The sequence below is a fragment of the Streptomyces camponoticapitis genome (genome assembly GCF_014646115.1).
Taxonomy (GTDB): Bacteria; Actinomycetota; Actinomycetes; order Streptomycetales; family Streptomycetaceae; genus Streptomyces; species Streptomyces camponoticapitis.
Genome location: NZ_BMMV01000010.1, coordinates 82213 through 103992 on the forward strand (window position 1 = coordinate 82213; position 21780 = coordinate 103992).

Sequence of the window (21780 nt, forward strand, 5' to 3'; positions counted from 1 at the left end):
GGGAGGAAGGTTTCTCCGGACCCACCCAAGAACATAACGATCACTACGGTATGAAGCATCGCGAAAAGTAGTCAAGTAGTGACACATTGGTATGAAAATGTGCTTACCGGTACTCCATGGCGCCAAAAGCGACATATCGTCCCCCCTGTCGGACGCGGAAACCGCAGGTCCGGTGGTGCGGCACAGCCAGCACGTGGGCGGCGGGCGCGAATTCGGCAAACCTCAGGGCTTTCAGCCGACCGGCGGTAGGGCGCACACACCGGCCGTCGCTCGCGAGCGCGCCGGCCTGTCGCGCCGCCTCCAGCAGGACCATGCCAGGGACATGGTCCGAGGGGTGGTCGAAGAAGAAGGGGTGCCGCGGATCGGCCGGCCGCAGCCGCACGGCGCCGCCGTCGACCGCGATCATCACATCGCGCGCGTCGGTCACTCCGAGCCGACCGATGTCCGACCGGTTTCCGGGACGGGTCGGCGCGGGCGGAAGGGCGGCCGCTCCGGCACCGCGTATCGCGGCGTACTGCTCCGGGCTCAGGAAGCGCGCACCGCCCCCGGCCCGTGCGAAGACCCCGGAACCGGATCGGACTGAGATCTCCGTACGCAGTCCGGTGACAGTGCCGTCCTCCCCACGGCGTATGTCGGTCACTTGCGCGCGGCAGGTCACGTCCGTGGAATTGGAGGTGGCGCGGGGTTCCCTTTCCGGATCGATCCGGAAGAACAGATCGGTGATCAGCAGACGGGATTCGGGCGGCACCGCGTAATGGCGCAGCGGCAGATAGATCCCGAGCTGACGCAGCGTTTCGACAACGATCAGCGGACTGTGCAGGTCCGCACCGTCCCGGGGAAACGTGGGATGTGATCTCGGCCAGGAGGCCGCCGCGTCGAATACGCCTCTCCGCTTTCCGGGGCGTACGTCGGTGAGCAGCACCTCTGCCGCCGACCTGCGGTGCACCAGTTCACGGGGCACGGTCCGTGACCAGCTCAGCCGGGATGCGCCGGTGAATACACCCACCGAATTATCCATATGACCAGAAGAACTCATCTCCTTCGGATCCGCACTCCGTCTCTTCGATCGCGACGGCTTCATGGGCTAGATTTCCGTGCTGTATCGGGACGGCGCGGCATCGGGGTGCATGTGCAGGGACGGGCAAAGGCAACACGGCGTTCTCTTCTGGAAGCTGCTGCGCAACTGTTCGAGGAACGGGGCTACGCGGGCACGAGTATCAGCGACATCAGCACCCTTTCCGGCAGGACGAGCGGTGCGATCTACTTCCATTACGCGTGCAAGGAGAATCTCGCCCTCGCGGTGATGGAGGAAGTGTTCGACACGTGGCCCGCACTCGTCAGACGCCACCGCGAGGCGGACCTTCCGGCCCTGGAGAAGCTTGTCGCGCTGAGTTTCTCGGTCGCCCGCGCCTTCCGGGACGATGTCGTCGTACGAGGCGGCGCACGGCTCTGGGCCGAACGCAAGTCCGTCAGCGCGTCCTTCCCCTCACCGTTCGAAGGCTGGATCGAGACCGTGGTCAGCCTGCTGGAGGAGGCCCGTCGCGAAGGTGTACTCACCCCGTCCGTGATCCCTCGCAAGGCGGGGAATGCCGTCGTCTACGCCTTCTTCGGACTGCACACCGTCTCAGACGCGTTGGACGGCCGGGCACACATCGAGGAGAGGCTGCACGACCTCTGGCTCCTCCTGCTTCCCGCACTCCAGGCGCACCCCCGGCCCAGCCCGCTTCTCGACCGCGCTTTGCTCTTCTCGAACGGGTGACCCCGGTCCCGGAAACACGACCCCTTGCGGATTCGCGGGCGCGCCCTCACATCAGCGCGAGCACACAAAGCTTTTGGCACTGTCAGGATCTCCGGCGCGGTATTTCGGCCAGAGGGGGTATTGGCACAGAGGCCGGGTCCTGCCGTTGCTCGCATCGGTTACGACTGGGGCGGCTGGTTCCCGATTCCGCTCCACCCACTGCTCGATCGCGGTGAGCGAGTCCCAACTGGCGGCGAACGCGGGCGTGCCGAAGTTCGCGTGGTTGGCACCCGGCACGAGGTAGTACCGCATGAACTCTCCGGTCTCGTGCGGCCCTACCGTGTCGGCCACTCGCTCGTAGTAGTCGTTCGTCGAGCGATGCGAGACCAGTTCGTCGGCCGTGCCATGGATGAGCAGTAGCTTGCCACCGGATCGCGCGAACGGACGGAGGTCCGCGTTGTTGAGGTCCTGAACGCCCGAGAGGTGGCTGATCCGGGCGAGCCACTGGCCTGGCTGCCTCGGGTCGACCGTCAACGGGGTGTGGTTGGGGTCGCGAGTCAGGAAGTACTTGACCCATTGGTCCCAGTACTGCATTCCGTAGCCGCTTGTCAGTGGCATCGGATTCGAAGGCGCGGTCGTCCCGAACCCCAGAAGCGGTGTTCTCATGTCGGCGCCGGAGAGGAAGGGAAATCCGGGGTACCCCTTCTCACCGCTGGCGATCTTGTACGGCCAGGCCCATGGGGATGAGACGGCCGCGATCGAGGCGATCTGGCGGTCCGAGAGGCATGCCGGGCCCGAGTCGCCGCCACCGGGGCATCGCAGCTCGCGAGGGTCGAAGTGGCAGGATCTCGGGTGAGAGATGACCTTGTCGATCAGCCCGTCCAGACCGTCGCAGGCCTGAATGACGCTGTTGTAGAGCAGGGTCTGCTTCTCGGGGCCGGGGAAGGCGCCGGGCTTCGCCAGTGATTGCGTCGCGTATCCCAGGTAGAGCACCGCGGCGAGATTGTTCCAGGCCGGATACGCCGAGATCACGCCGTCGAAGGCCTGGGGCCATCGCTGTGTCACAGCCAGTGCTTCGCGGCCGCCGGTCGATCCGCCGGCGAAGTACGTGCGTTCGGTCTTCGCCCGATAACCCTGCCGGATCAGGAACTGGGCCGCGTCGTGGGTCTTCTTGAGCGCGTCGCCGGCGGAGAAGTTCCGGAGCGCCTCGTCGTTCATGGCGAAAGAGCCGTCCAGTGACGGAACGGGGTGACTGGTGAGGTCCGCCTGGTGCCCGGAGTCGCTCCCGTACGTCGCATATCCGCGCTCCAGCGGAGAGGGACGATCCGCAGGCCCGAAGGGGACGTTCGCCCTGACGTCAGGAATGGTGCCGTTGTAGCCACCACCGCCGAACATCATGGACCTGCCGTTCCAATCGAAGGGCAGAGCGACGCGTATCTCGATGACCGGTGCGGAGCGGTCGACCGGAAGGAGCGACCCATCGACCCGGCAGTAGGTGACGCTCCGGCCGCCGATGGTCTCCGTCACCCTCGACGCGGACTCCACCAGGCCACCGTTGGTGGGCAGGGAGAGCACGGCGGCGGGGATTCTGGTGCCCGCCAACGCCTCGCACGTCACAACGGTGCTCATGGAGGCAGCCCCGGCCACGGCCGGACGTGTATTCGTCAGGGCGCCCACCAGCGCGATGACAGCGGCGAATACGGCACCCGCGCGCGTCTTCGGCTTTCCTTTGGTCCGCGAGCTCATGGCGGTGCTCCTTCTGGTCGCCCGGGCGTTGGTCCGCTGTTCGGCCAGCCGGTGGGGATCCGGACATGGTCTGAAGTCCCTCCTCCGGCAGGGACATTCAGGGCAGTACCTCCGAGTCCTTTTCGATGGCCGGGGCCGGGGCCGGGGCCGTAGTCGCGGTCGTGGTCGCGGTACCGGCGGTCCTCCGGTCCTCCTGTCGCAGGGCCCGGCGCAAGGCCACCGCGAGTCCGCCGCCGATGAGGGACACGACGATCACGATGTAGAAGCCGGATGCCGGATCGCCGGAATCGGATTCCGCGAGGCCGAACAGGTACGGCCCGACGAATCCGCCGGTCAGGCCGACCGTGTTGATGAAGGCCAGCCCGGCGGCCGCCACGATTCCCGACATCCGAGCCATGGCGACCGACCAGAAGACCGGCAGCGTGCCGAGGGTGAGCACGGACATGAGACCGATCAGTGCGATGCGCGCGACAGGCGAGGAGACCGCCAGGAAGACGGCGGCGACCACGGCGGGGGCCACCGCCAGCACACCGATGGTGAAGGACTCGCGCGGGACGCGGCGGAAGACCGCCGGTATCAGCAGTACGCCGATCGTTCCTCCGATACCGGTTACTCCGCTGAGCAGTCCGACCAGGAACGCCCCGCTCACGTCCAGCGATTCGATGATCGACGGCACGTTGAAGGTCACACCGTTCATGGTGATCTGGTTGAGGAAGTAGATGAACCCGATGAGCAGGATGAACGGACGGCCGAACGCCTTCCCCAGGTTGTTCTTGAGGGTGAGCCCGCCGTGTGTCTCGGATCCTCGCGCGGCCTGCTCGCTCAGCGCCGCCGCCTCGTCCGCGGTCAGCCATTTCGCGTCGGCCGGCCGCTCGGGGAGGAGAGCCAGGACGACCAGCCCGACGACCATGGTGATCAGGCCCTCGATCAGGAACATCCACTGCCAGCCGTGGAATCCGTACAGGTCGTCCAGCTCCATCAACGCGCCGCCGAGCGGGCCTCCGAGGAGCAGGCCGAGCGAGGGCGCGAGGTAGATGAACCCGGTCACGGTGACCCGGTCCTTCTGCGCGAACCACTGGGTGACCATGTACATCATCGCCGGGTAGAGGCCGGCCTCGGCCGCACCGAGCGCCATCCGCCCGATGTAGAAGGTGACGTCGTCGTCGATGAACATCATGAGCGATGTGACCGCGCCCCAGGTCAGAGCGATCCGTGCGATCCAACGTCGCGGCCCCACCCGGTACATGACCAGGTTGCTCGGGACTTCGAGCAGTGCGTACGTGACGAAGAAGAGGCCCGCACCGAGGCCGAAGGCGGCCACGCTGATGCCGACGTCCGCCTGCAGGTGGGTCTTCGCCAGCGCGATGTTCGTCCGGTCGACGTAGGACATGAAGTAGGCGAGGCACAGGATCGGCAGCAGCCGCAGCATCGCCTTCCGGGTCGCGACGGCGTGTGGGCCGCCGACGGCGGGAATCGGCATACTCGTCCCTCCAGGGAAGATCAAGCCCGGACGTGAGCGCGTGCGTGGTCGGCCGGCTCGGTAGGGGCTGTCGTGCGGCGCGCCCCGCGAGAGGCGGGCGCGAGAGCGTACGACGGTCCGCCCCCACCCTCGGCACCTGTGGCGATCGTGGTCCCGCCCATGGGATGGAACTCCACCTGTGGTGCTCCTCGCTCGAATCGTCCCCTGTCGAGTGGCAGATGACCGCGAGACGCTTCACAGCCATCTGTCGTGGGGTGAGGTTAGAGCGGCTTACAGGCTCCGCAGGATGGAAAGTACATACACTCATGGCGATGTCATGGTGTATGAATTCACCACCTCGGTCCTGCGCGGGAGCATTGATGGGACAACCCGGTTCGGGTACGGCCGATGCCGTCGGCGAAGGGGAACTGGCCTCGTACAGGCTGCGGCGCGAACGCGAACTCAGCAGCCTGTACACCACGGCTCGTTCGCTGACAGCGCTCGGCGAGGTCGGTGAGGTTCTGCGTTCGATCGTCAGACACGCCCATGAGCTGATCGGCTGCGACTTCGCTTATCTGTCGCTTCTGGACGAGGACGGGTATCTCACACTGAGAGCGTCGGCGGGCACGATCTCGCCGGAGTTCTCGTCGGCCCGGATGCCGCCCGGGGCAGGCCTGGGCGGGCGCGTGATCGAGTCCAGAGCCCCCTTCTGGGTCAGCAACTACCACGAGGCCCAAGTCCTCCGCCACGACTCCAGGTTCGATCTGCTCGTGCCCAGCGAGGGACTCATGGCGCTGCTGGGTGTACCGCTCTTGGTGGGTGAGGAAGCGGTCGGTGTCCTGTTCGCCGCCGACCGAACCGAGCGTCCCTTCGAGACGGACGAGGTGGCGCTGTTCAGCGCTTTCGCCGGTCATGCCGCGGTCGCCCTCAACAACGCGCGGCTCTACGAGGAGAGCCGTGTCTCGCTGCGGCGGCTCACGGACGCCTATCGCACGATCGAAGACCAGGTCGCCACGATGGAACGGGCCGCGGCGGTGCATGAGGCCCTGACCCATGTGGTGCTGACCGGAGGAGGGCCCGGCGACATCGCGCAGCTGCTGGTCGAGCATTTGCGGGGCACGGTGACCGTCCAGGACCGGGACGACAAGGTCATCGCGGTCCGAGGGGGGCGGGACGAGCACGCCGACCAGGACCTGGCCCGGGACCTGCGCGAGGAGGCCCGAAGGACCGGGCGGTGCGCCTCCTCGCGGGATGAGGGCGGTGCTGCCCTCAGCGTGGTGGCCGTCGGGGCGGGCGGCAGTCCCTTCGGCTTCCTGTCCCTGTCGGGCCACGCCGCCCCGGAACCGGCGGACGTCCGCATGCTTGAGCGCTCGGCCCAGATCATGGGCCTGCTCATCCTCATGCGCGATGCGCGCGTCGAGGCAGAGAAGCGGGTCCGGGGCGAGCTGCTCATGGAACTGCTGTCCCGCCGACCACTGCATCCCGCCCAGCGCGAGAGGGCTGTCGCCCTGGGGGTGGACGTCGACCACCTCGACGTCCTCGTCGTGGCCGACTGCCCCGAAAGGCCCACGAGCGACATCGTCCGGCAGTTGAGGCCACTCTCGTCCGAGTGGTCCGGACTGGCCGGCGAGTATCTCGGCCAGGCGACGATGTTGCTGCGCGCCGACGACGTGGACGATGTCGCGAGCGCACTGCACCACACACTGCGCCGTACGCTCGGCGCGCCGACGCTCGTGGTCGCCGACCGGATCGCGGGGCAGGAGCGGTCCCGCTCGTTCACCCTGACGCAGCGCTGCATCAAGGTGATGCGCTCACTGGGAGACAACGACCGTGGGGCGAGTACACACCAGTACGGGATGTACTCCCTCGTCTTCGACCCCGAACGCGCCCACGACCTCGACCGGTTCCTCACCGACTGTCTCGGCACGCTGCTCGAGTACGACCAACGACGGTCGACCGACCTCGTGGCCACGACGGCCGCCTACTTCGCCCACTCCGGGCACCTGAGCCGGACGGCTCGCTCCCTGCACGTACACATGAACACGCTGCTCAAGCGCTTGGACAGGATCGGGGTCCTGCTCGGCGACGACTGGCGCTCCCCGGACTCCGCGCTGCGCCTTCACCTGGCGGTACGTCTCCACGAGTTGAGGGCCGCGGTCGACGGGCCCGCCCCGGACGCCACCGGCTGAGCCTGCTCCCGGCCGGCGCGGTCGACGGCGGGGACCGTGCCGGTTTTCTGGGTTCACGCTCGTCGTCCCCAGGCGCTTTCATGGGGCCGGACAGCTACCGTCGGCGCGGAGGAAGCCGGCGGTCTTCAGGCTGGGCGTGTCCAAGTCAGAGGTATCCGGCCCTCGGTCCACGCCGGCAGGTGTTTGGCGAGTTTCCCCAGCGACGGACCTCGCACGTGATGCAAATGCACCGAGATCGGTGTGCCGAACAGCATCCTGAAATAGTTCGCGAGGCCTGGCCCGGTACCGCTCCACATCTCGCTGACTGGGATATCGGGTGCCGGTAGCTCATGAAGCGGGTACACACACAGGGCCTGACGGCCCTCGACCGGCCCGGGCAGGACCGCGACCGCACGGACTTCCGTCCACCTCAGCCGAGTGGTCGGTCCATGTCCGTACAGCTCGTGATATTCCACCCCATTGGGGTCGAAAGCCACCGCCGGGTCATCCTTGCGGCTCGGCGTCGGCCCGCCCAAGTACGCGCCGACGGTGCTCCATAGGGGGTTTCTCGGCCGATAGAACAATTTGTCGCCCACCGCGCAACTCCTTCGCAAAGCCCGCCCGTCGAGTCTAGGGCTTGTCCCGTAAGCGGGCGGCTGTGGAGCGCCAGGGGTGACCCGGCCCCGTGAATCACTCGGGGAAGCACAATACTCAAGCGCGCACGCCGGGACGAGCGGGGACGGCACGCCGCCGCTGATCGTCTCACCCCCGGTGGTGGCGCCCGGCTCGCCGGTCTGCTGGAGCGGGTGCCGAGGAGCGATGGAGATTTTTTCGGAGTCCGGTCGTCTGAGGATGTCGAAAACGTGCCACCGGCTCCGTCCCAGGCACAGCAGCGGCCAACCACCGGCCGCACGAGAACGAAGGAGAAACCAGCATGGCGATTCAGCGGATGGACAATGTCGGCATCGTCGTCGAGGACCTGGACGCCGCCATCGCGTTCTTCGTGGAACTCGGCATGGAACTGGAGGGCAAGGCGGAGGTCGAGGGCCTTGTCGCCGACCAGTGCACCGGACTCGACGGCGTCCGCTGTGACATCGCGATGGTCCGGACCCCGGACGGTCACAGCCGGCTCGAACTGGCGAAGTACCGCAGCCCCGCGGTGATCGACGCCGGGCCGCCGCGCAACCGGCCGCACAACATTCTGGGCACGCACCGCGTCATGTTCGCCGTCGACGACATCAAGGACACCGTTGCCCGCCTGCGCCCGCACGGCGCCGAACTTGTCGGCGAGATCGCCCGGTTCGAGGACAGCTATCTGCTCTGCTACCTCCGCGGCCCGGAGGGCATCATCGTCGGGCTGGCCGAGCAACTGAGCTGAGAATGCGCTCCGGGCCCGGGTCTGTACGGTGGGCCGGGTGACGACGACTTCCCAGACTCAGCTCGTGGTGCTGCGAGGTAACAGCGCCACCGGCAAGAGCTCGGTCGCCGCCGGGGTGCGCAGGCGCTACGGGCGTGGCATTGCCGTGGTCGGTCAGGACATCTTGCGTCGCAACGTCCTGCGGGAGCGGGACATCCCCGGCGGCGCGAACGTCGGCTTGATCGACCTCACCGTCCGGTACGCCTTGGAGCACGGCTTCCACACGGTGCTGGAGGGCATCCTCTACGTCGCCCACTACGGTGACATGCTTGCCGGGCTGGTCGCCGACTACCCGCGGCGCAGCCACTGCTTCTACCTCGACGTGCCGTTCCAGCAGACCCTGGAACGGCACGCGACCAAACCGATCGCCCGGGAGGTCGGCGAGGCGCAGCTCCGCGAGTGGTATCGACCGCTGGATCTGCTGCCTGGCGGAATCGAGACCACGATCTCCGCGAGAAGCTCCCTGGACGAGACGGTCGACCAGGTGATGCGTGCGTCAGGCCTGGCCGCGATGCCCCGGCAGTGGGGATGCTCAGACGGCCGGGGTGTTCAGGACGTACTCCCGTGAGGCGTGGACCTCGCTGCGCAGGGTCGACAGGTCGACGTCGAGTACTGTCCCGTTCCATTTGCGGGGCTCGCCGTTGACGAGGACGGCGCTGATGTTGCGGGCGTCGGAGCCCAGGACGACCGTGCCGATCGGATCGTTGAGGGGCATGTTGTTGAGGTCCTCGGCCCGGATGACCAACAGGTCGGCCTTCTTGCCCGGGGTGAGTGAACCGGTGACGCGGGCCAGGCCGTTGGTGTGGGCGCCCTGGAGGGTGGCGAAGTCGAGGACGTCGTGGGTGGTGAGGCGGGAGGGCTGCTGGTCGGTGCCGTAGGCGGCGTTGACCGCGAGCATCCGCTGGATGGCGTGCAGGGTTCGCATCTGGGTGAACATGTCACTGGCCAGGGCGACTTCGACGTCGATGCTCAGTCCGGGGCGGATGCCGACGGACAGGGCCTCGTCGACGGCGGGGATCGCGGTCTCCAGGCCGATCTGGGCGTCGGACGTGGGGGCGAGCGCCACGGTGGTGCCGGTCCCGCCCATCGCCTTCCATGCCTCGGAGGTCAGTCCGGTGGAGTGGATGAGCGTGACGTCGGGGCTCAGGATCCCGTGCTTGGCCCACCGCATGACTGCCTCGGACGAGGCCGTCCCGAAGACGGCGTCCACGCTCACTCCGATGCCCAATTCCTGTGCGAGAAGGGCGAGTTCAGGGCCGTATGCGAGCGCCGGTCCGGCGATCTCGTCGGTCGCGAGGGTTGCCAGGCGCAGGGTCAGCAGTTGTTCGTCGCTGCTGAAGTACCGGTCCTTGACGCGGGTCAGATCGCCGGGCCACTGCCGGTCCCACGTACCGAAGTGCGGTCCCATGGACGCGTGGACGCCTCGGATGCCGGTGTCGAGGAGGGCCTCGATCGCCGCGTCCGAGTGGTCACGTGTGCGGGAGTTGTGGGAGAAGTCGAGCATGGTCGTGATGCCGCTGTCGATCGCGGTGAGGGCGGCCAGCCGGGTGCCGATGTACATGTCCTCGGGCCGGTAGACCGTGGCGTATCCGGCGAGGGTGGTCATGACATAGCCGCCGAGGTCGTCGACGTCGGGCATGATCCGCCGCAGCTGGGCCTCCCAGGCGTGCCGATGGGTGTCGACGAAGCCGGGGGTGAGGATCGTGCCGGTGGCGTCGACGACCACGGCGTCGCCCGCTCCGAGGTCGCGGCCGACGGCGGTGATCGTGTCGCCCTCGACGAGGAGGTCGCCGTTGTCGATGACGCCGAGGTCCGGGTCCATGGTGACGACGGTCGCGCCGGTGAACAGGACGCGCCGCCGGTCGGCGGGCCGCCGGCGGAGCTCTTCGAGCACGGCGGCGCTGGTGGTGTCGTTGGCGTTCATGAGTGGTCTTCTTCTTTCTGTACGGCGGGGAGGCCGGGGCGCCGGGGGAGGAGAGGTCAGCCGAGCTTCATGACGTAGCCCGCGTGGTGCAGTTCGTCGCTCCGGAACTCGCCGTAGGCCCAGAAGCCGAGGTCGTCCAGGTAGTCGATGCGGTCGCCGTCGATCCAGTACCGGCCCTGGTAGGCGTGCGGGCGCCCGCCCCGCGTCTCGTCGTAGCGGCCGTCGGGGGTGAGTACCTGGTGCAGGAAGTCGTTCCTGTCGATCCAGACGCCGACGCGCGGACTGCCGGTCAGGTCCTCGGCGGCCGGGATGCCCACCTCGGGGGCGGTGGACCGGCCGGGGACGTCGGTGCCGGCCCACAGGACCGGCCGACCCGCCACGACGAGTGCGCGGACCTGCCGCGGACGGGTCATGAGTGTGGCCACCGCGTCCGGCACGTCGGCGGCGAGTTCGTCGGGCACCACCAGGAAGTCGGTGGTGTTGCCCGGGGTAAGCGTCGCGACGTACTCGGTGCGTCGGCGGCGCCCGCCGACCAGCGCCACGGTGTCCACGACGGCGGGGGCGACGGTCATGCCGGTGCAGTTGACGACGATGGCGTTGTCGTCCTGAGCCGCGGTGACGATGCCGGGGCCGACCCCCACGATCAGGGAGCCGACGAGCAGGAGGTCGGCGCCGGTCATGGTCCCGATCAGCGGGTCCGTCGTCAGGATGCGGGCGTCGGTGAACAGGACGGGGCGCCCCTCCTCGTTCGAGAGGATCTCGCCGAGGGTCTCGGCGTTCCAGGGCGGGTTGTCGGTGGTGCTCATGGTGCTCCTTCCATGGGATTCGGCCCACTGGCCGCTCGGGCCGCAGTTCTGTTCGGTGAGCTCGCCGCGCGCGGTGTGCGCCGGGGCTCAGCCCTCCGCCTGGATGCCACCGCTTCTACGAGAGCGGGTGCGTTCGGGATCAGATCGCCCGGGCGGTCGGCATGATGGTGATCTCGGTGAGGTTGACGTGGCGTGGCACGGCAGCCATGAAGGCGACGGTCTCTGCTATGTCCTCGGACTTCAGGCAGTCGATGTCGTGGACCAGTCCCGCCATCAGCGCACTGGCGTCCGGGTCTTCGACGTGGTCCGGAGGTTCGGTCTCGACCATGCCGGGTTCGATCGTGGCCACGCGGACCATCTCCGGGCCGAGTTCGACGCGCGGAAGCCGCGTGAGGTGGCTGATGCAGGCCTTGGTACCGGAGTAGATCGAGAACTTCTCCAGGATGCGGGTGGCGGCGATCGACGAGGTGTTGATCAGGTCGGAGGGCCGGCCCTGGGCGGCGGCCGAGGTGAGGGTGGGGAAGGAACGCGGGGATGGCGTTCATGACGCCGCTGTTGACCAGTACGTCGATCCCGCCGAAGCGGCCGACAGCGGCATAGACGGCCGCGGGAATGCTCGCGGTGTCGGTCACGTCCAGGGCGACGGCGAGAAACCGGTCGCAATCCCTGAAGTCCTGTGGAATCCGTGCCGGATCGCGGACCGCGATCACGACGTCGTTGCCGTCGGCGCACGCGGCACGCGCAATTTCCGCGCCGAGGCCCCGAGATGCGCCGGTGATGAACCAAGTAGCCATGACAATGCCTCTCTTCCGCGTTTCCAGTCGGTGTTCGCCGGCTCTCAGTCCCGGTGAATTCGACTCTGCCCGTGGACGTCGGAAGCAGGAAGGCAGGGAGTTTCCTGGGAGAAAAACTCCTAGGCTGCACGGCTCCTCGTCGAGGCGCGCGCCCAACGAAGCCGTCCGGGTCGGGGCGCGGCGCGAGGAGAGCGGATCGGACCATGCCCTGTGGCCGGGTCGTGGAGCGGAACCTGACACGCTGTGGGCGTTGCGGAACTCGCGGGTTCGTACGCTCGTTTCCCACTCGCACAGCCGGAGAGTTGTCGAGGGGACCTCCATGGCCCTGCCCGGGGGAGGGATGCCGAAGTGGAGACGGATCCGGAGGCGCCGCGCGGGTACGAGGCGCTGGTGCATGACAGGGGATCGCCGGCCGCGGCCGGAGCCGGCAGGAGCGGGCAGGCCCAGTTGGAGTTCGCCTCCGGCACAGGGCTGCTGGAACTGATCGAGACGCTGCGATACGTCTTCGCCACCGACCCCGTGCTGGACAGGGTGCTCCTCGTCCCCGACGGGCGGCCCGTCGGCTCGACCGCGCGGGTCCGCTTCGAGCAGCAGGTGCTCGGTGCGGACCCGCGCGACGGAGACCCTCCACGGCGTGGCGGACTGGGCCTTGGGGACCACGCCACACTCCCTGGCAGCCCCACGAGCTTCACCGCGTACTGCTACCGGTGCGGGCAGTGTGGACGGGCCACCTACCGGATCGCCGCCGACGAGGCGCCCCCCGTGTGCCCGGTGGCCGGCCACGGCGCGATGGTGATCGCGCGGTGAGCCTTTCCGCGATCGGTGGGCCGCCCACCGGTGCGCTGGGCGGCCGGTTCTTCGTGATCGGTTACGTGCCGGTGTGCGCCTGCTTTCTCTTCGTGCTGCTGCTTGTCTGGGCGGGGGCGCCGGGGGCCGCCCTGGACTGGGATGCCGCCTGGCGGCGTGTCGGCACACTGGGCGCGGGCGGGGCCGTGCTGCTGGTGTTCGCGACGCTCGTGGTGGCATTGGCGCTCCACCCGCTCCAACTGCCGCTCGTCAGGCTGCTTGAGGGCTACTGGCCCTCCTGGTGCGGCGCGCTGACGCGGCGGGGCGTACGTGGTCAGGAGCGTCGTCGGCAGCGGCTGATACGCGCCGCGGAACTGCCCGGCGACCAACCTCCCGCCCCGGCAGCCGTCCACGTGGCGGGGCTGGCCGACAGCGCGCTGCGCGCCCGCTTCCCGCGGCAGCCGCACCTGCTGCGCCCCACCCGGCTCGGCAACGCGCTCGCCGCCGCCGAGGACCGATGCGGCGCCCCGTACGGGTGGGACGGGCCGACCGCGTGGCCGCGCCTGCACGCGGTCCTCGGCGGCGTGGCCAAGGAGACCGTCGAGGACCGGCGCGACGCACTCGACGCCGCATGCCGCGTCAGCGTTGTCTCGGCTCTGTGCGCCGCGGTCAGCGCCGTCCTGCTGGCCCGCACCGGCTGGTGGCTGCTGCTCGCGCTGGCGCCGCTGCTGCTGTCGGCTCTCGCCTACCACGCCGCCGTGCACGCCGCGCCGGCCTATGGGCAGGCCGTGCGTGTCTGCTTCGACCTGCACCGTTTCGATCTGTATCCGGCGCTGCACCTTCCACTGCCCGACGACCCGGAGCAGGAGCGCCGGATGAACACCGACCTGTCGGCCTTCTGGCGGCAGGGCAGAGCGCTGGAGGCGGGTTACGAGCACCCGGAGCCCGCGCAGGAACGCTGCTGCCGCGGTCCGTGCCGAGGGCAACCGCCCGATGGAGCAGGACGTGGAGACACGCGGTGACGCACGGGAACCGGGGCAGGGCGATCTTCGGGGGGCGTGGAGGAGATGGGGCTGGACGACCTCGCCGTCGAGGCGTTGGCCGCCTACGAGCAGGCCAGGGTACGACGGGAGCTGCCCGCGGTGGAGCGGGCCCTGACGCTGGTGAACGCGCTTCGCGCGGCTCTGTCGGCGGAGGACCCGGGACAGCGGGCGGTCGCCTCCTACCTCGCCTCTGTCCTGTTCCTGCTCCGTGCCGATTTGGAGGGCGGCTCGGCGCGGGCCGATCTCGACCGTGCGCTGGACGAAGCGGGACTGGCGGTGCGGCTGCGCGAACGGGCGGGCGCCCATCCCGGCCTGCCCTCGGTCGCGCAGATCCTCGCCCTCGCGGCCGAGGTACGGCGGGTCCGCCTCCGGCTCACCGGTGACGCACGCGAACTGGACGGTGCGATCGACGCGGCACGGGCCGCCGCGGGACACCCTGACACCACAAGGCCGGAACGCGCCGCAGCACTGGCCGACCTGTGCGGCCTTCTCGGCGAACGACATCTCCTCACCGGGGCTCCGGCCGACCTGGACGAATCGATCAGGGCGGGCCGGGAGGCCGTCGGAGCGGTGGACCCCGAGCACGGGTCGTACGCGATGGCCCGCAACAACCTGGCGGTGGCGCTGCGCAATCGGTACGAGCGTACGGGGAACCGGGCCGACTTGGACATGGCCGTGGTTCACGCGCGCGACGGAGCGGAGGCCGCCGCCGACGGATCTCCGCGCGCCACGTGCTCGAGCACGCTCATCGGTGCGCTGGTCGCGCAGTACGCCTACCAGAGCGATCCGCGCACCCTTGACGAATCCATCGCGGCGGGGCGAGCCGCACTCTCGGCCATGGGCCTGTGCTTACCCGCCCCGATCACGGATCCGGACGATGCCGACACCGACGGGGCCGAGCCTCCGCTGCCGGACGCCGCCGGAGCCGTGCTGCTCAACATGGCCACGGCGTTGTGCTTCCGGCACGAACGATCCGGCGGTCTCCGTGATCTCGACGAGTCCCTCGCCGCCACCCGACGCGCCCTGCGTGTCTCGCCGCCACGCGGCGTCGACCACGCGACCGGCCTGGGCCAGCTGGCCAACGTGCTCCAGCGCTGTTATGAGCTGACAGGCGACACCCGGGACTTGAACGAGGCGATCGACGCCGCCCGCAAGGCGCTCCGGCGCTGTCCCTCCCGGCACTTGTCGCGTGTGATGCATCTCAGAAGCCTCGCCCGTGCTCTGCGACTGCGGTTCGAGCGCGAGGGCGATGCCGTGGACCTCGACGAGGCGATCGCGGCTGTCCGTCAGGGGCTGCGCGCCGTGACTCCCGAGGATGTCGGACGCGCACTGCTTCTGGAGCAGTTGAGCGGTCTGACCCTGCTGCGCAACCGGCTCGCCGGCGACCCCGTCGACCTCGACACGGCGGTCGCCGCCGCCGCCGAGGCCGTGAAGGAGACCACCCTGGGCCACTCCTACCAGGGCATGTACTTGAACAACCTTGGCATCGCCCATCAGGAGCGGTTCACCACCCACGGCGACCCCGCCGACCTGGACGCGGCCGTCCACGCCGGTCGGAGGGCCGCACACGCCACCCCGCGAGATCATCCGCTGTATGCGACATGCCAGCAGAACCTGGGCAACACCCTCCTCACCCGCTGGCTCTGGGCGCTCGTACACGGCGACGGCGGCGGACCGGAACGACCCAGGGGAGAGGTGCTTCAGGGCGAGGCGGCGGATCCGGCCGATCTGGTGGACGCCATCGCGGCCCACCGTGCGGCCCTGGACGCGACGGTGGGGGTGGCCGAGCGGTCGGTGTGCACGGGCAATCTGGGTACGGCGCTGCGCTGGCGGTACCAGCAGAGGGGAGATGCCCGCGACGCACGGGAGGCGGAGTCTCTCCTGCGGGACGCGGTGCGTGCCGGCCCGGTCGGCAGCCCCACGCACGGCCGTCATCTGTCCTCACTGGCGGAGCTGTTGAGCGCGCGCCACCGGCGCACCGGCGATCGGGGCAGCGCGGCCGAGGCCATCGCGAGCTGGCGGCGCGCGGCCCAACTACCCGGCGCCGCGGCGGGCGAACGCATCGCGTGGGCCACCGCGTGGGGCGGGCTGGCGATAGACCTCGACGACTTCCCGCAGGCCATGGAAGGCATGGCCACGGCCGTGGACCTGCTGCCGCTGCTCGTCTGGCGCGGCCTGGACCGCGCGGAACGCGAACGGCTTCTCGCCGACTGCGCCGGACTCGCCCAGGACGCCGCCGCGGCCGCGATCGCCGCGGGCCGGCCGGAAGAGGCCGTCGAACTCCTCGAACGCGGACGGTCCGTACTGTGGTCGCAGCTGCTCGAACAGAACACCGAACTCGACGCCCTGCGTGCCGCCGCGCCCGCGCTGGCGGCCCGCCTGGACCAGGTCCGCTCCGTGCTGGACGCGACCGGCGGTACGGGAGCCGCCGTCCTGCCGCCGGTGGGCCCCTTCACCCGCGGCACCAGGGCAGGTTCGTCTCCACCGGCCGGCGCGTCGCCCCCCGTCTGGCTCGACCACCACGACGCCGCGGAGCGCCGTACGGCTCCGGCCGGTGAGTGGACAGATCTGGTCCAAGAGGTACGGGGCCTGCCCGGCTTCGGGAACTTCCTGCGCCGGCCCGGTCTGCGCGAACTGCGGTCGGCGCTGCCCGGACCGGTGGTCCTGGTCAACGTCAGCGTTCTGCGCTGCGATGCCCTGATCGTGATGGGCGACGCGGTGCGCGTGGTGCCGCTGCCCAGGCTGACCGCCAGTGAGGCGCACGCGCGCGCGAACCGGTTCCTCACCGTGCTCGACGAGGCCGACAGTGGTGTCGGCGCCGTCGGCATGGCCGCACGCCTGGTCCGTGAACAGACCCTCCTGGACATACTGGAGTGGCTGTGGGAAGCCGTCGCCGCTCCCGTGCTGGACGCGCTGCACCTCATCTCACCGGTACCGTCACACGGTCCCTGGACCCGGCTGTGGTGGTGTCCCACCGGCCCGCTCACCCTGCTGCCCCTCCACGCGGCGGGCCGTCCCGCCGATCCGGACTCGGACGGGCCCCGGCCCGGCGACAGCGTCCTGGACCGCGTCGTCAGCTCGTACACTCCGACGCTGCGCAGCCTGGCCCAGGCGTCCACTCGGGCCGGCGGCCGGCGCGGGGACCGTGGCGCGGGTGGAAACCGACTGCTCGCCGTCGCGGTCGCCGAGGCGCCCAGGCTGCCCGTCCTTCATGGCGTACGCCGTGAAGCCGAGGCTGTGACACGCCTCTTCCCCGGCGGGCTCCACACGCTGCTCGACGGACCGAGCGCCACCCGCGAGGCCGTTCGCGCCGCGCTCGGCCGGCACGCCTGGGCACACATCGCCTGCCACGGCAGCCAGAACCTCACGGCTCCGTCCCGCGCCGGACTCCATCTGCACGACGGCCTGCTGACGGTGGCCGAGCTCAGCGCGGTCCGGCCCGAGGAGCCTCGGGAACTCGTCTATCTGTCCGCGTGCGAGACCGCCATGGGAGGGGCCGTCATCCCTGATGAGGCGATCACACTCGCCCACGCCCTTCAGTTCACCGGCTACCGGCAGGTGGTCGCCACCTTGTGGAGCGTCGAGGACGGGGTGGCGGTACAGGCGGCCGAGGACTTCTACACCCGCATGGACAGCGCCGTCGGCCCGGAGCCGACGCCGGCTGCTGAAGCCCTCCACCACTCGGTCCGCGCCTTGCGTGCGCGGATGCCCCACGCACCCGGCCGGTGGGCCTCGTACGTGCACGTGGGGGCTTGAATCCGCGCCCGGTCAGGACACGGACTTCCGCCGGGGCCGTCGTCCGGGGGAACAGCGTCGACCACTTCTGGGAGGACGCCCACCGCTGCAAGGTCAGCGGCTGCCTGCTGGAGTACAACTCGGCGGTCAACAGCTACGCGGTCGTACCGGCGGGCACGGAGAACGACCCGCCGCACCGTGACATGTTCCAGAGCTTCCGCGGCGACGGCAGCTTCACCCCGGTCAACGACGTCGTCCTGCGCGGGAACGTCTTCACCAGCCGCAAGGGCACCCGTTACGGCAAGATCCCCTTCCAGTACAACGGCAAGTACACGATCCAGGGCATCGGCGCCTTCGACGGCCCTTACCGGAACTGGACCATCGAGAACAACGTCGTCCAGGTGGAAGTCGGCCTCGCGATGGGCCTGTACGGCATGAACGACAGCAGGATCGTCAACAACACCGTCGTCCCGCGCGACCCGGCCACGGCCAGCGAGATCCGGCTCACCAATCAGAAGGACGGAACGCCGTCGAGCGGTGACATCATCCGCAACAACCTGGCACGCACCTTCAACACCGGCGCCGCGGTCAACACCCAGCACTCCAACAACATCACCGTGGGGACGGACTACGCCAGGTACTTCGCCGACCACCCCGGTGGCGATCTCCACCTGAAGCCGGGATCCCCGGCGATCAACGGCGGGACCGACAGGAACGCCCCCACCGTCGACGCCGACCGCAAACAGCGGTCCGCGCCGTTCGACGTAGGCGCCTACGAGTTCTGACCCTTCGACCTCACCCCTTGCCCGCTGCTCGCGCCGGTTCGACCGGCACGAGCAGCGGATGCCGGGAGGTCGCGCTACGCGACGGCCGTCCCTTCGAGCTCGACCATCAGGGTGGGAATGGCCAGCCGTGTCACGCCGAGCATCGTGGTGGTGGGCGCCACTCCGGCGGTGCCCAACCGCGCCGCCAGCCCGCCGTAGTGCTGGAACAGCAGATCGACGTCGGTGGTGTAGACGTTGAGCCGGACGAGACTCGCGAGCGACATGCCGGCCCCGCCGAGTACCGCCTCCAGGTTGTCGAGGCTCAGCGCCAACTGCGCCGCCATGTCACCGTCGTGCTGGGGCTTGCCGTCGTCGCTCATCGCGGTCTGCCCCGAGATGTAAAGGGTCCGGGTCTGCCCGGAGACAAGCTCACCCTGGTGGTAACCCAACTCCACCGACCACGGCACCGGGTTGACCGCCGTTCGCTCCACAGCCACATCAGCTCCATTCGCTTCAACGACGCAGTTACGTCCGCCGGCTCGGCAGCCGTCCGTTCTGACGTCGTGTCGAGGAGCCTCGCGCACAAATCACGACACCCTTCGTCATGTATTCGGGGTAGCGTTTTCGTATGCGCGCCGACCGGTTGGTCTCGCTGGTACTGCTGCTGCGCCAACGGGGTCGGCTGTCCGCGGCCACGCTGGCCCGTGAGTTGGAGGTATCCACCCGCACCGTGCTGCGCGACATCGACGCGCTGTCGGCGGTCGGCGTTCCGGTGTACGCCGAACGCGGCAGGAACGGCGGGTTCGCGTTGTTGCCCGGTTTCCAGACGGAGCTCACCGGACTGAACCACGACGAGGCACTCGCCCTGCTGGTCGCCGGATCACGGCGCGGCGCGCAGGCGTTCGGCCTCGGCTCGGCACTCGCCTCCGCCATGCTCAAGGTGGTCGACGCGCTGCCCGAAAGCCATCGGGACACCGCGGCCGGAGTGGCCGAGCGACTGCTCATCGACCCGGAGACCGACCTTCTCTCGCGCCGCGTGGTCGCCGAGGAAGTACCCGACGCCGTGGTGGCCGAGGTCCGGCGCGCGGTGTTCGCCGGACACAAGCTGCGCATCCGCTACGCGGCCACGGGCCGGCTGCCACAGTGGCGCACGGTGGACCCGATCGGCCTGGTCACCGTACGGGACCAGGGCTACTTGCTGGCGACGAGGTCCGGCGAGGACCGCACCTACCGGCTGTCCCGGGTGTCGGCGGCCGAGGAACTCCCCGAACCCGCACAGCGGGCGGACCGGGTCGATCTGGACCGAGCCTGGCAGGAACGCGGCACGCGGTTCCGGACCGGCGGCGACCAAGTCGCCGTGCTGGTACGGGTGAACCCGGCGCGCCGGGAGGAACTGGTGGGCACCGCGCTGGCCGTCCGCTCCGAAGAGACCGACGCGGACGGCCGGCTGCGGCTGGAGGTGACCTTCCAGGACGCACGACACGCCGAGTGGGCGCTCTGGCAGCTCGCCACGAACGCGGAAGCCCTGGCCCCGCAGTGGCTCCGCACCTCCCTGCGTGACCGCGCCGCGGCGACAGCCACGTACTACGGAGCGCCGGCCTGAGAGCCACCACCGTCTGCGGACGGCCCCCTGAGCCGTCCCCCGCAGTGCGCTGTCCGCTCGCCTCACCGCTCGGCCACGGCCCTCCGGCACCACGGCCATGAACAGGCCCAACTGCGGTTCTGTACAAGGGGAGTTCGTATGATGCCGACCATGGCGAGTCACGGGGATCTCATAGCGGGGCGCTACCGCATCACCACACCGCTCGGACGCGGCGGTATGGGCACGGTCTGGCGGGCGACCGACGAACTGCTCGGCCGGGCCGTCGCCGTGAAGGAGTTGCACGTCGACGAGCGGCTCTCGCACGCGCAAGCGGAGAGCCGACGCGAGCGCACGATGCGCGAGGCACGCTCGGTCGCGCAGGTGAAGCACCCCGGCGTCCTCGTCCTCCACGACGTCGTCCAGCACGACGCGCAGCCCTGGCTCGTGATGGAGCTGATCGACGGCAAGTCGCTCGCCGACCGGATCGCCCTGGACGGCCCGGTACCGCCCGCCGAGGCCGCCCGTATCGGCCTCGCCCTGCTGGCCGCGCTGCGCGCCGCGCACTCGGCCGGAGTGCTGCACCGCGACCTCAAGCCCGCGAACGTGCTCCTGGAGGCGGCCACGGGCCGCGTGGTGCTGTCGGACTTCGGGATCGCGCAGGTCGACGGGCAGACGACGCTGACAGAGACGGGCGCGTTCGTCGGCTCCCCGGAGTACACCGCCCCGGAGCGGATGTCGGGCACGCGAACAGGCCCGGAGTCCGACCTGTGGTCGCTCGGGGTGCTCCTCTGCGCCGCCGTCGAGGGCGAGTCGCCGTTCCGCCGCGACTCGGTGGTGGGGGTGCTGCATGCCGTGGTGATGGACGAGGTCAAGGTGCCCGACTCGGCCGGTCCGCTGCTTCCCGTCCTGAACGGTCTCCTTGAGCGAGATCCCGCGCGGCGGCTCGGCGCGGACGAGGTGGAGCAAGCTCTACGCGCTTTTCTGACGCAGGAGCGGATGCCGACCGTGCCCCACACACCGATGGCCCCAGCACCCTCCGACGAACCGGTTCCGCCCGCCGCCGCTCCCGCACGGACTTCCGCGCAGGCCGGAGGCCCCCGGATCCGCAGGGCGCTTCTCGTCGGCGCCCTGACCGTCGTCCTCGCGGCGGGCGGCACCGGCGCGTGGGTCATGACGAGGGACGACTCCGCGACGACGGAGGCGACCGGGAAGCCCTCCACGAGCCCGGACCAGCCGAAGAACTCCGGCAAGAACGCTTCCGACGCTCCCAAACCGCTCGGCGACGGCACGGGCAAGGCCGATCCCACACCGTCCGCGGACTCCGCCGACGCCCCGGCCCCCGCGGGCTACCGGAAGGTCTCCGACCCGACGGGCTTCACGATGGCGACGCCCACCGGCTTCATCCGCACGGACGAATCGCCCCGAGTCTTCTACAACTCGGCGGACAACGCCTTCCGCATCGGCGTCCATCCCCAGCCCCTGGATCCGAACGGCCCCGCAGAGGTCATGCGGCAGGCACACGAGGCCGGCCCGTCGGACTACCCCGGCTACCGGGACGGCTCGGTCCGCGAGACCACGCACAACGGCTTCCCCGCAGCAGTCTGGGAGTTCACCTGGGACGGCGGCGCCCAGGACGGCGGCCCGCGCCGCACGTACGACCTGAGCTGGAACGAGGGCGGCAAGATGTACGACCTGTGGGTCTCCGCCCCCGCCGATCAGGCGGCGGCGGCCGAGCGCCACTTCATCGAGGCACACAGGTCCTTCGCGCGATCGGGCTCCTGACACGAGGGACCTTCGTGTGCGGCACACCATGCCCCT

At 69.6% G+C, this 21780-nt stretch carries 17 protein-coding genes and 1 pseudogene; 10 read left to right on the forward strand and 8 right to left on the reverse strand.

Going from position 1 to position 21780, the window contains the following annotated elements:
- Positions 1 to 103 precede the first annotated feature (103 nt).
- Complete coding sequence (locus IEY79_RS17320) at positions 104 to 1006, reverse strand: ScbA/BarX family gamma-butyrolactone biosynthesis protein (protein WP_229700928.1); 903 nt, start codon at positions 1004 to 1006, stop codon at positions 104 to 106.
- A gap of 123 nt (positions 1007 to 1129) precedes the next feature.
- Between IEY79_RS17320 and IEY79_RS17325 the strand changes: the two genes are divergently transcribed.
- The gene (locus IEY79_RS17325) at positions 1130 to 1759 is read left to right on the forward strand and encodes a ScbR family autoregulator-binding transcription factor (protein ID WP_189108397.1); all 630 of its coding nucleotides are present in this window, start codon (positions 1130 to 1132) and stop codon (positions 1757 to 1759) included.
- A gap of 51 nt (positions 1760 to 1810) precedes the next feature.
- Here IEY79_RS17325 and IEY79_RS17330 read toward each other — a convergent pair whose 3' ends face one another.
- Together IEY79_RS17330 and IEY79_RS17335 are read right to left on the reverse strand one after the other, a co-directional pair.
- Positions 1811 to 3484 carry a tannase/feruloyl esterase family alpha/beta hydrolase gene (locus IEY79_RS17330; protein ID WP_229700929.1) on the reverse strand — a complete coding sequence of 558 codons (1674 nt, stop codon included), beginning with the start codon at positions 3482 to 3484 and terminating at the stop codon, positions 1811 to 1813.
- A gap of 97 nt (positions 3485 to 3581) precedes the next feature.
- Positions 3582 to 4964 carry an MFS transporter gene (locus tag IEY79_RS17335; RefSeq protein WP_229700930.1) on the reverse strand — a complete coding sequence of 461 codons (1383 nt, stop codon included), beginning with the start codon at positions 4962 to 4964 and terminating at the stop codon, positions 3582 to 3584.
- Between the two features lie 359 nt (positions 4965 to 5323).
- Here IEY79_RS17335 and IEY79_RS17340 point away from each other — a divergent pair, with 359 nt between their 5' ends.
- The 3 genes from IEY79_RS17340 to IEY79_RS17350 all read left to right on the forward strand — a co-directional run bounded on the left by IEY79_RS17340 (position 5324) and on the right by IEY79_RS17350 (position 9096).
- Positions 5324 to 7132: a helix-turn-helix domain-containing protein gene (locus IEY79_RS17340; protein ID WP_189108398.1), complete on the forward strand. Its 1809-nt coding sequence runs from the start codon at positions 5324 to 5326 to the stop codon at positions 7130 to 7132.
- 913 nt (positions 7133 to 8045) lie between these two features.
- On the forward strand, positions 8046 to 8489 hold the full coding sequence (locus tag IEY79_RS17345) for a VOC family protein (protein ID WP_189108399.1): 444 nt from the start codon (positions 8046 to 8048) through the stop codon (positions 8487 to 8489).
- 37 nt (positions 8490 to 8526) lie between these two features.
- Positions 8527 to 9096, forward strand: a complete 570-nt coding sequence (locus tag IEY79_RS17350; RefSeq protein ID WP_189108400.1) for a P-loop NTPase family protein — start codon at positions 8527 to 8529, stop codon at positions 9094 to 9096.
- Here IEY79_RS17350 and IEY79_RS17355 read toward each other — a convergent pair.
- The 4 genes and pseudogenes from IEY79_RS17355 to IEY79_RS38405 all read right to left on the reverse strand — a co-directional run.
- Positions 9061 to 10452 carry an amidohydrolase family protein gene (locus tag IEY79_RS17355; RefSeq protein ID WP_189108401.1) on the reverse strand — a complete coding sequence of 464 codons (1392 nt, stop codon included), beginning with the start codon at positions 10450 to 10452 and terminating at the stop codon, positions 9061 to 9063. The two genes, IEY79_RS17350 and IEY79_RS17355, sit on opposite strands and share 36 nt — an antisense overlap.
- Before the next feature lie 56 nt (positions 10453 to 10508).
- Positions 10509 to 11258, reverse strand: a complete 750-nt coding sequence (locus IEY79_RS17360) for an Atu4866 domain-containing protein (RefSeq protein ID WP_189108402.1) — start codon at positions 11256 to 11258, stop codon at positions 10509 to 10511.
- A gap of 139 nt (positions 11259 to 11397) precedes the next feature.
- Positions 11398 to 11736, reverse strand: coding sequence for an SDR family oxidoreductase (locus IEY79_RS38400; RefSeq protein WP_373292571.1), 339 nt, complete (start codon positions 11734 to 11736; stop codon positions 11398 to 11400).
- 130 nt (positions 11737 to 11866) lie between these two features.
- Positions 11867 to 12448: pseudogene (locus tag IEY79_RS38405) on the reverse strand (SDR family NAD(P)-dependent oxidoreductase); the annotation flags it as partial.
- Between IEY79_RS38405 and IEY79_RS17370 the strand changes: the two are divergent.
- Genes IEY79_RS17370 through IEY79_RS17385 form a run of 4 tightly spaced genes read left to right on the forward strand, consistent with a single transcriptional unit; the run spans position 12401 to position 18401 of the window.
- The gene (locus IEY79_RS17370) at positions 12401 to 12859 is read left to right on the forward strand and encodes a hypothetical protein (RefSeq protein ID WP_189108403.1); all 459 of its coding nucleotides are present in this window, start codon (positions 12401 to 12403) and stop codon (positions 12857 to 12859) included. The pseudogene IEY79_RS38405 and the gene IEY79_RS17370 overlap by 48 nt on opposite strands.
- Entirely contained in the window at positions 12856 to 13860 is a 1005-nt protein-coding gene (locus tag IEY79_RS17375; protein ID WP_189108404.1) for a hypothetical protein, read from the forward strand. The genes IEY79_RS17370 and IEY79_RS17375 overlap by 4 nt, the downstream gene beginning before the upstream one ends.
- 45 nt (positions 13861 to 13905) lie before the next feature.
- A complete protein-coding gene (locus IEY79_RS17380; protein ID WP_229700941.1) occupies positions 13906 to 17637 on the forward strand; it encodes a CHAT domain-containing protein in 3732 nt (1243 codons plus the stop codon).
- Positions 17634 to 18401 carry a choice-of-anchor Q domain-containing protein gene (locus IEY79_RS17385; protein WP_189108406.1) on the forward strand — a complete coding sequence of 256 codons (768 nt, stop codon included), beginning with the start codon at positions 17634 to 17636 and terminating at the stop codon, positions 18399 to 18401. Before IEY79_RS17380 ends, IEY79_RS17385 begins: the two co-directional genes overlap by 4 nt.
- Positions 18402 to 18475: 74 nt before the next feature.
- On the opposite strand, the gene IEY79_RS17390 is transcribed toward IEY79_RS17385, so the two are convergent.
- Positions 18476 to 18871: a RidA family protein gene (locus tag IEY79_RS17390; RefSeq protein ID WP_189108542.1), complete on the reverse strand. Its 396-nt coding sequence runs from the start codon at positions 18869 to 18871 to the stop codon at positions 18476 to 18478.
- A gap of 137 nt (positions 18872 to 19008) precedes the next feature.
- Between IEY79_RS17390 and IEY79_RS17395 the strand changes: the two genes are divergently transcribed.
- Together IEY79_RS17395 and IEY79_RS17400 are read left to right on the forward strand one after the other, a co-directional pair.
- Positions 19009 to 19983 carry a helix-turn-helix transcriptional regulator gene (locus IEY79_RS17395; protein WP_189108407.1) on the forward strand — a complete coding sequence of 325 codons (975 nt, stop codon included), beginning with the start codon at positions 19009 to 19011 and terminating at the stop codon, positions 19981 to 19983.
- A 150-nt stretch (positions 19984 to 20133) separates the two neighbouring features.
- Entirely contained in the window at positions 20134 to 21744 is a 1611-nt protein-coding gene (locus IEY79_RS17400) for a serine/threonine-protein kinase (RefSeq protein ID WP_229700931.1), read from the forward strand.
- The last annotated feature ends 36 nt before the right edge of the window (positions 21745 to 21780 follow it).

What these genes read in the sequence shown, in the direction of transcription:
- IEY79_RS17340 (WP_189108398.1), top strand. Translation starts at nt 5,324, where the DNA reads ATGGGACAACCCGGTTCGGGTACGGCCGATGCCGTCGGCGAAGGGGAA.
- IEY79_RS17400 (WP_229700931.1), top strand. Translation starts at nt 20,134, where the DNA reads ATGGCGAGTCACGGGGATCTCATAGCGGGGCGCTACCGCATCACCACA.
- IEY79_RS17395 (WP_189108407.1), top strand. Translation starts at nt 19,009, where the DNA reads ATGCGCGCCGACCGGTTGGTCTCGCTGGTACTGCTGCTGCGCCAACGG.
- IEY79_RS17380 (WP_229700941.1), top strand. Translation starts at nt 13,906, where the DNA reads ATGGGGCTGGACGACCTCGCCGTCGAGGCGTTGGCCGCCTACGAGCAG.
- IEY79_RS17345 (WP_189108399.1), top strand. Translation starts at nt 8,046, where the DNA reads ATGGCGATTCAGCGGATGGACAATGTCGGCATCGTCGTCGAGGACCTG.
- IEY79_RS17355 (WP_189108401.1), bottom strand. Translation starts at nt 10,452, where the DNA reads ATGAACGCCAACGACACCACCAGCGCCGCCGTGCTCGAAGAGCTCCGC.
- IEY79_RS17360 (WP_189108402.1), bottom strand. Translation starts at nt 11,258, where the DNA reads ATGAGCACCACCGACAACCCGCCCTGGAACGCCGAGACCCTCGGCGAG.
- IEY79_RS17330 (WP_229700929.1), bottom strand. Translation starts at nt 3,484, where the DNA reads ATGAGCTCGCGGACCAAAGGAAAGCCGAAGACGCGCGCGGGTGCCGTA.
- IEY79_RS17335 (WP_229700930.1), bottom strand. Translation starts at nt 4,964, where the DNA reads ATGCCGATTCCCGCCGTCGGCGGCCCACACGCCGTCGCGACCCGGAAG.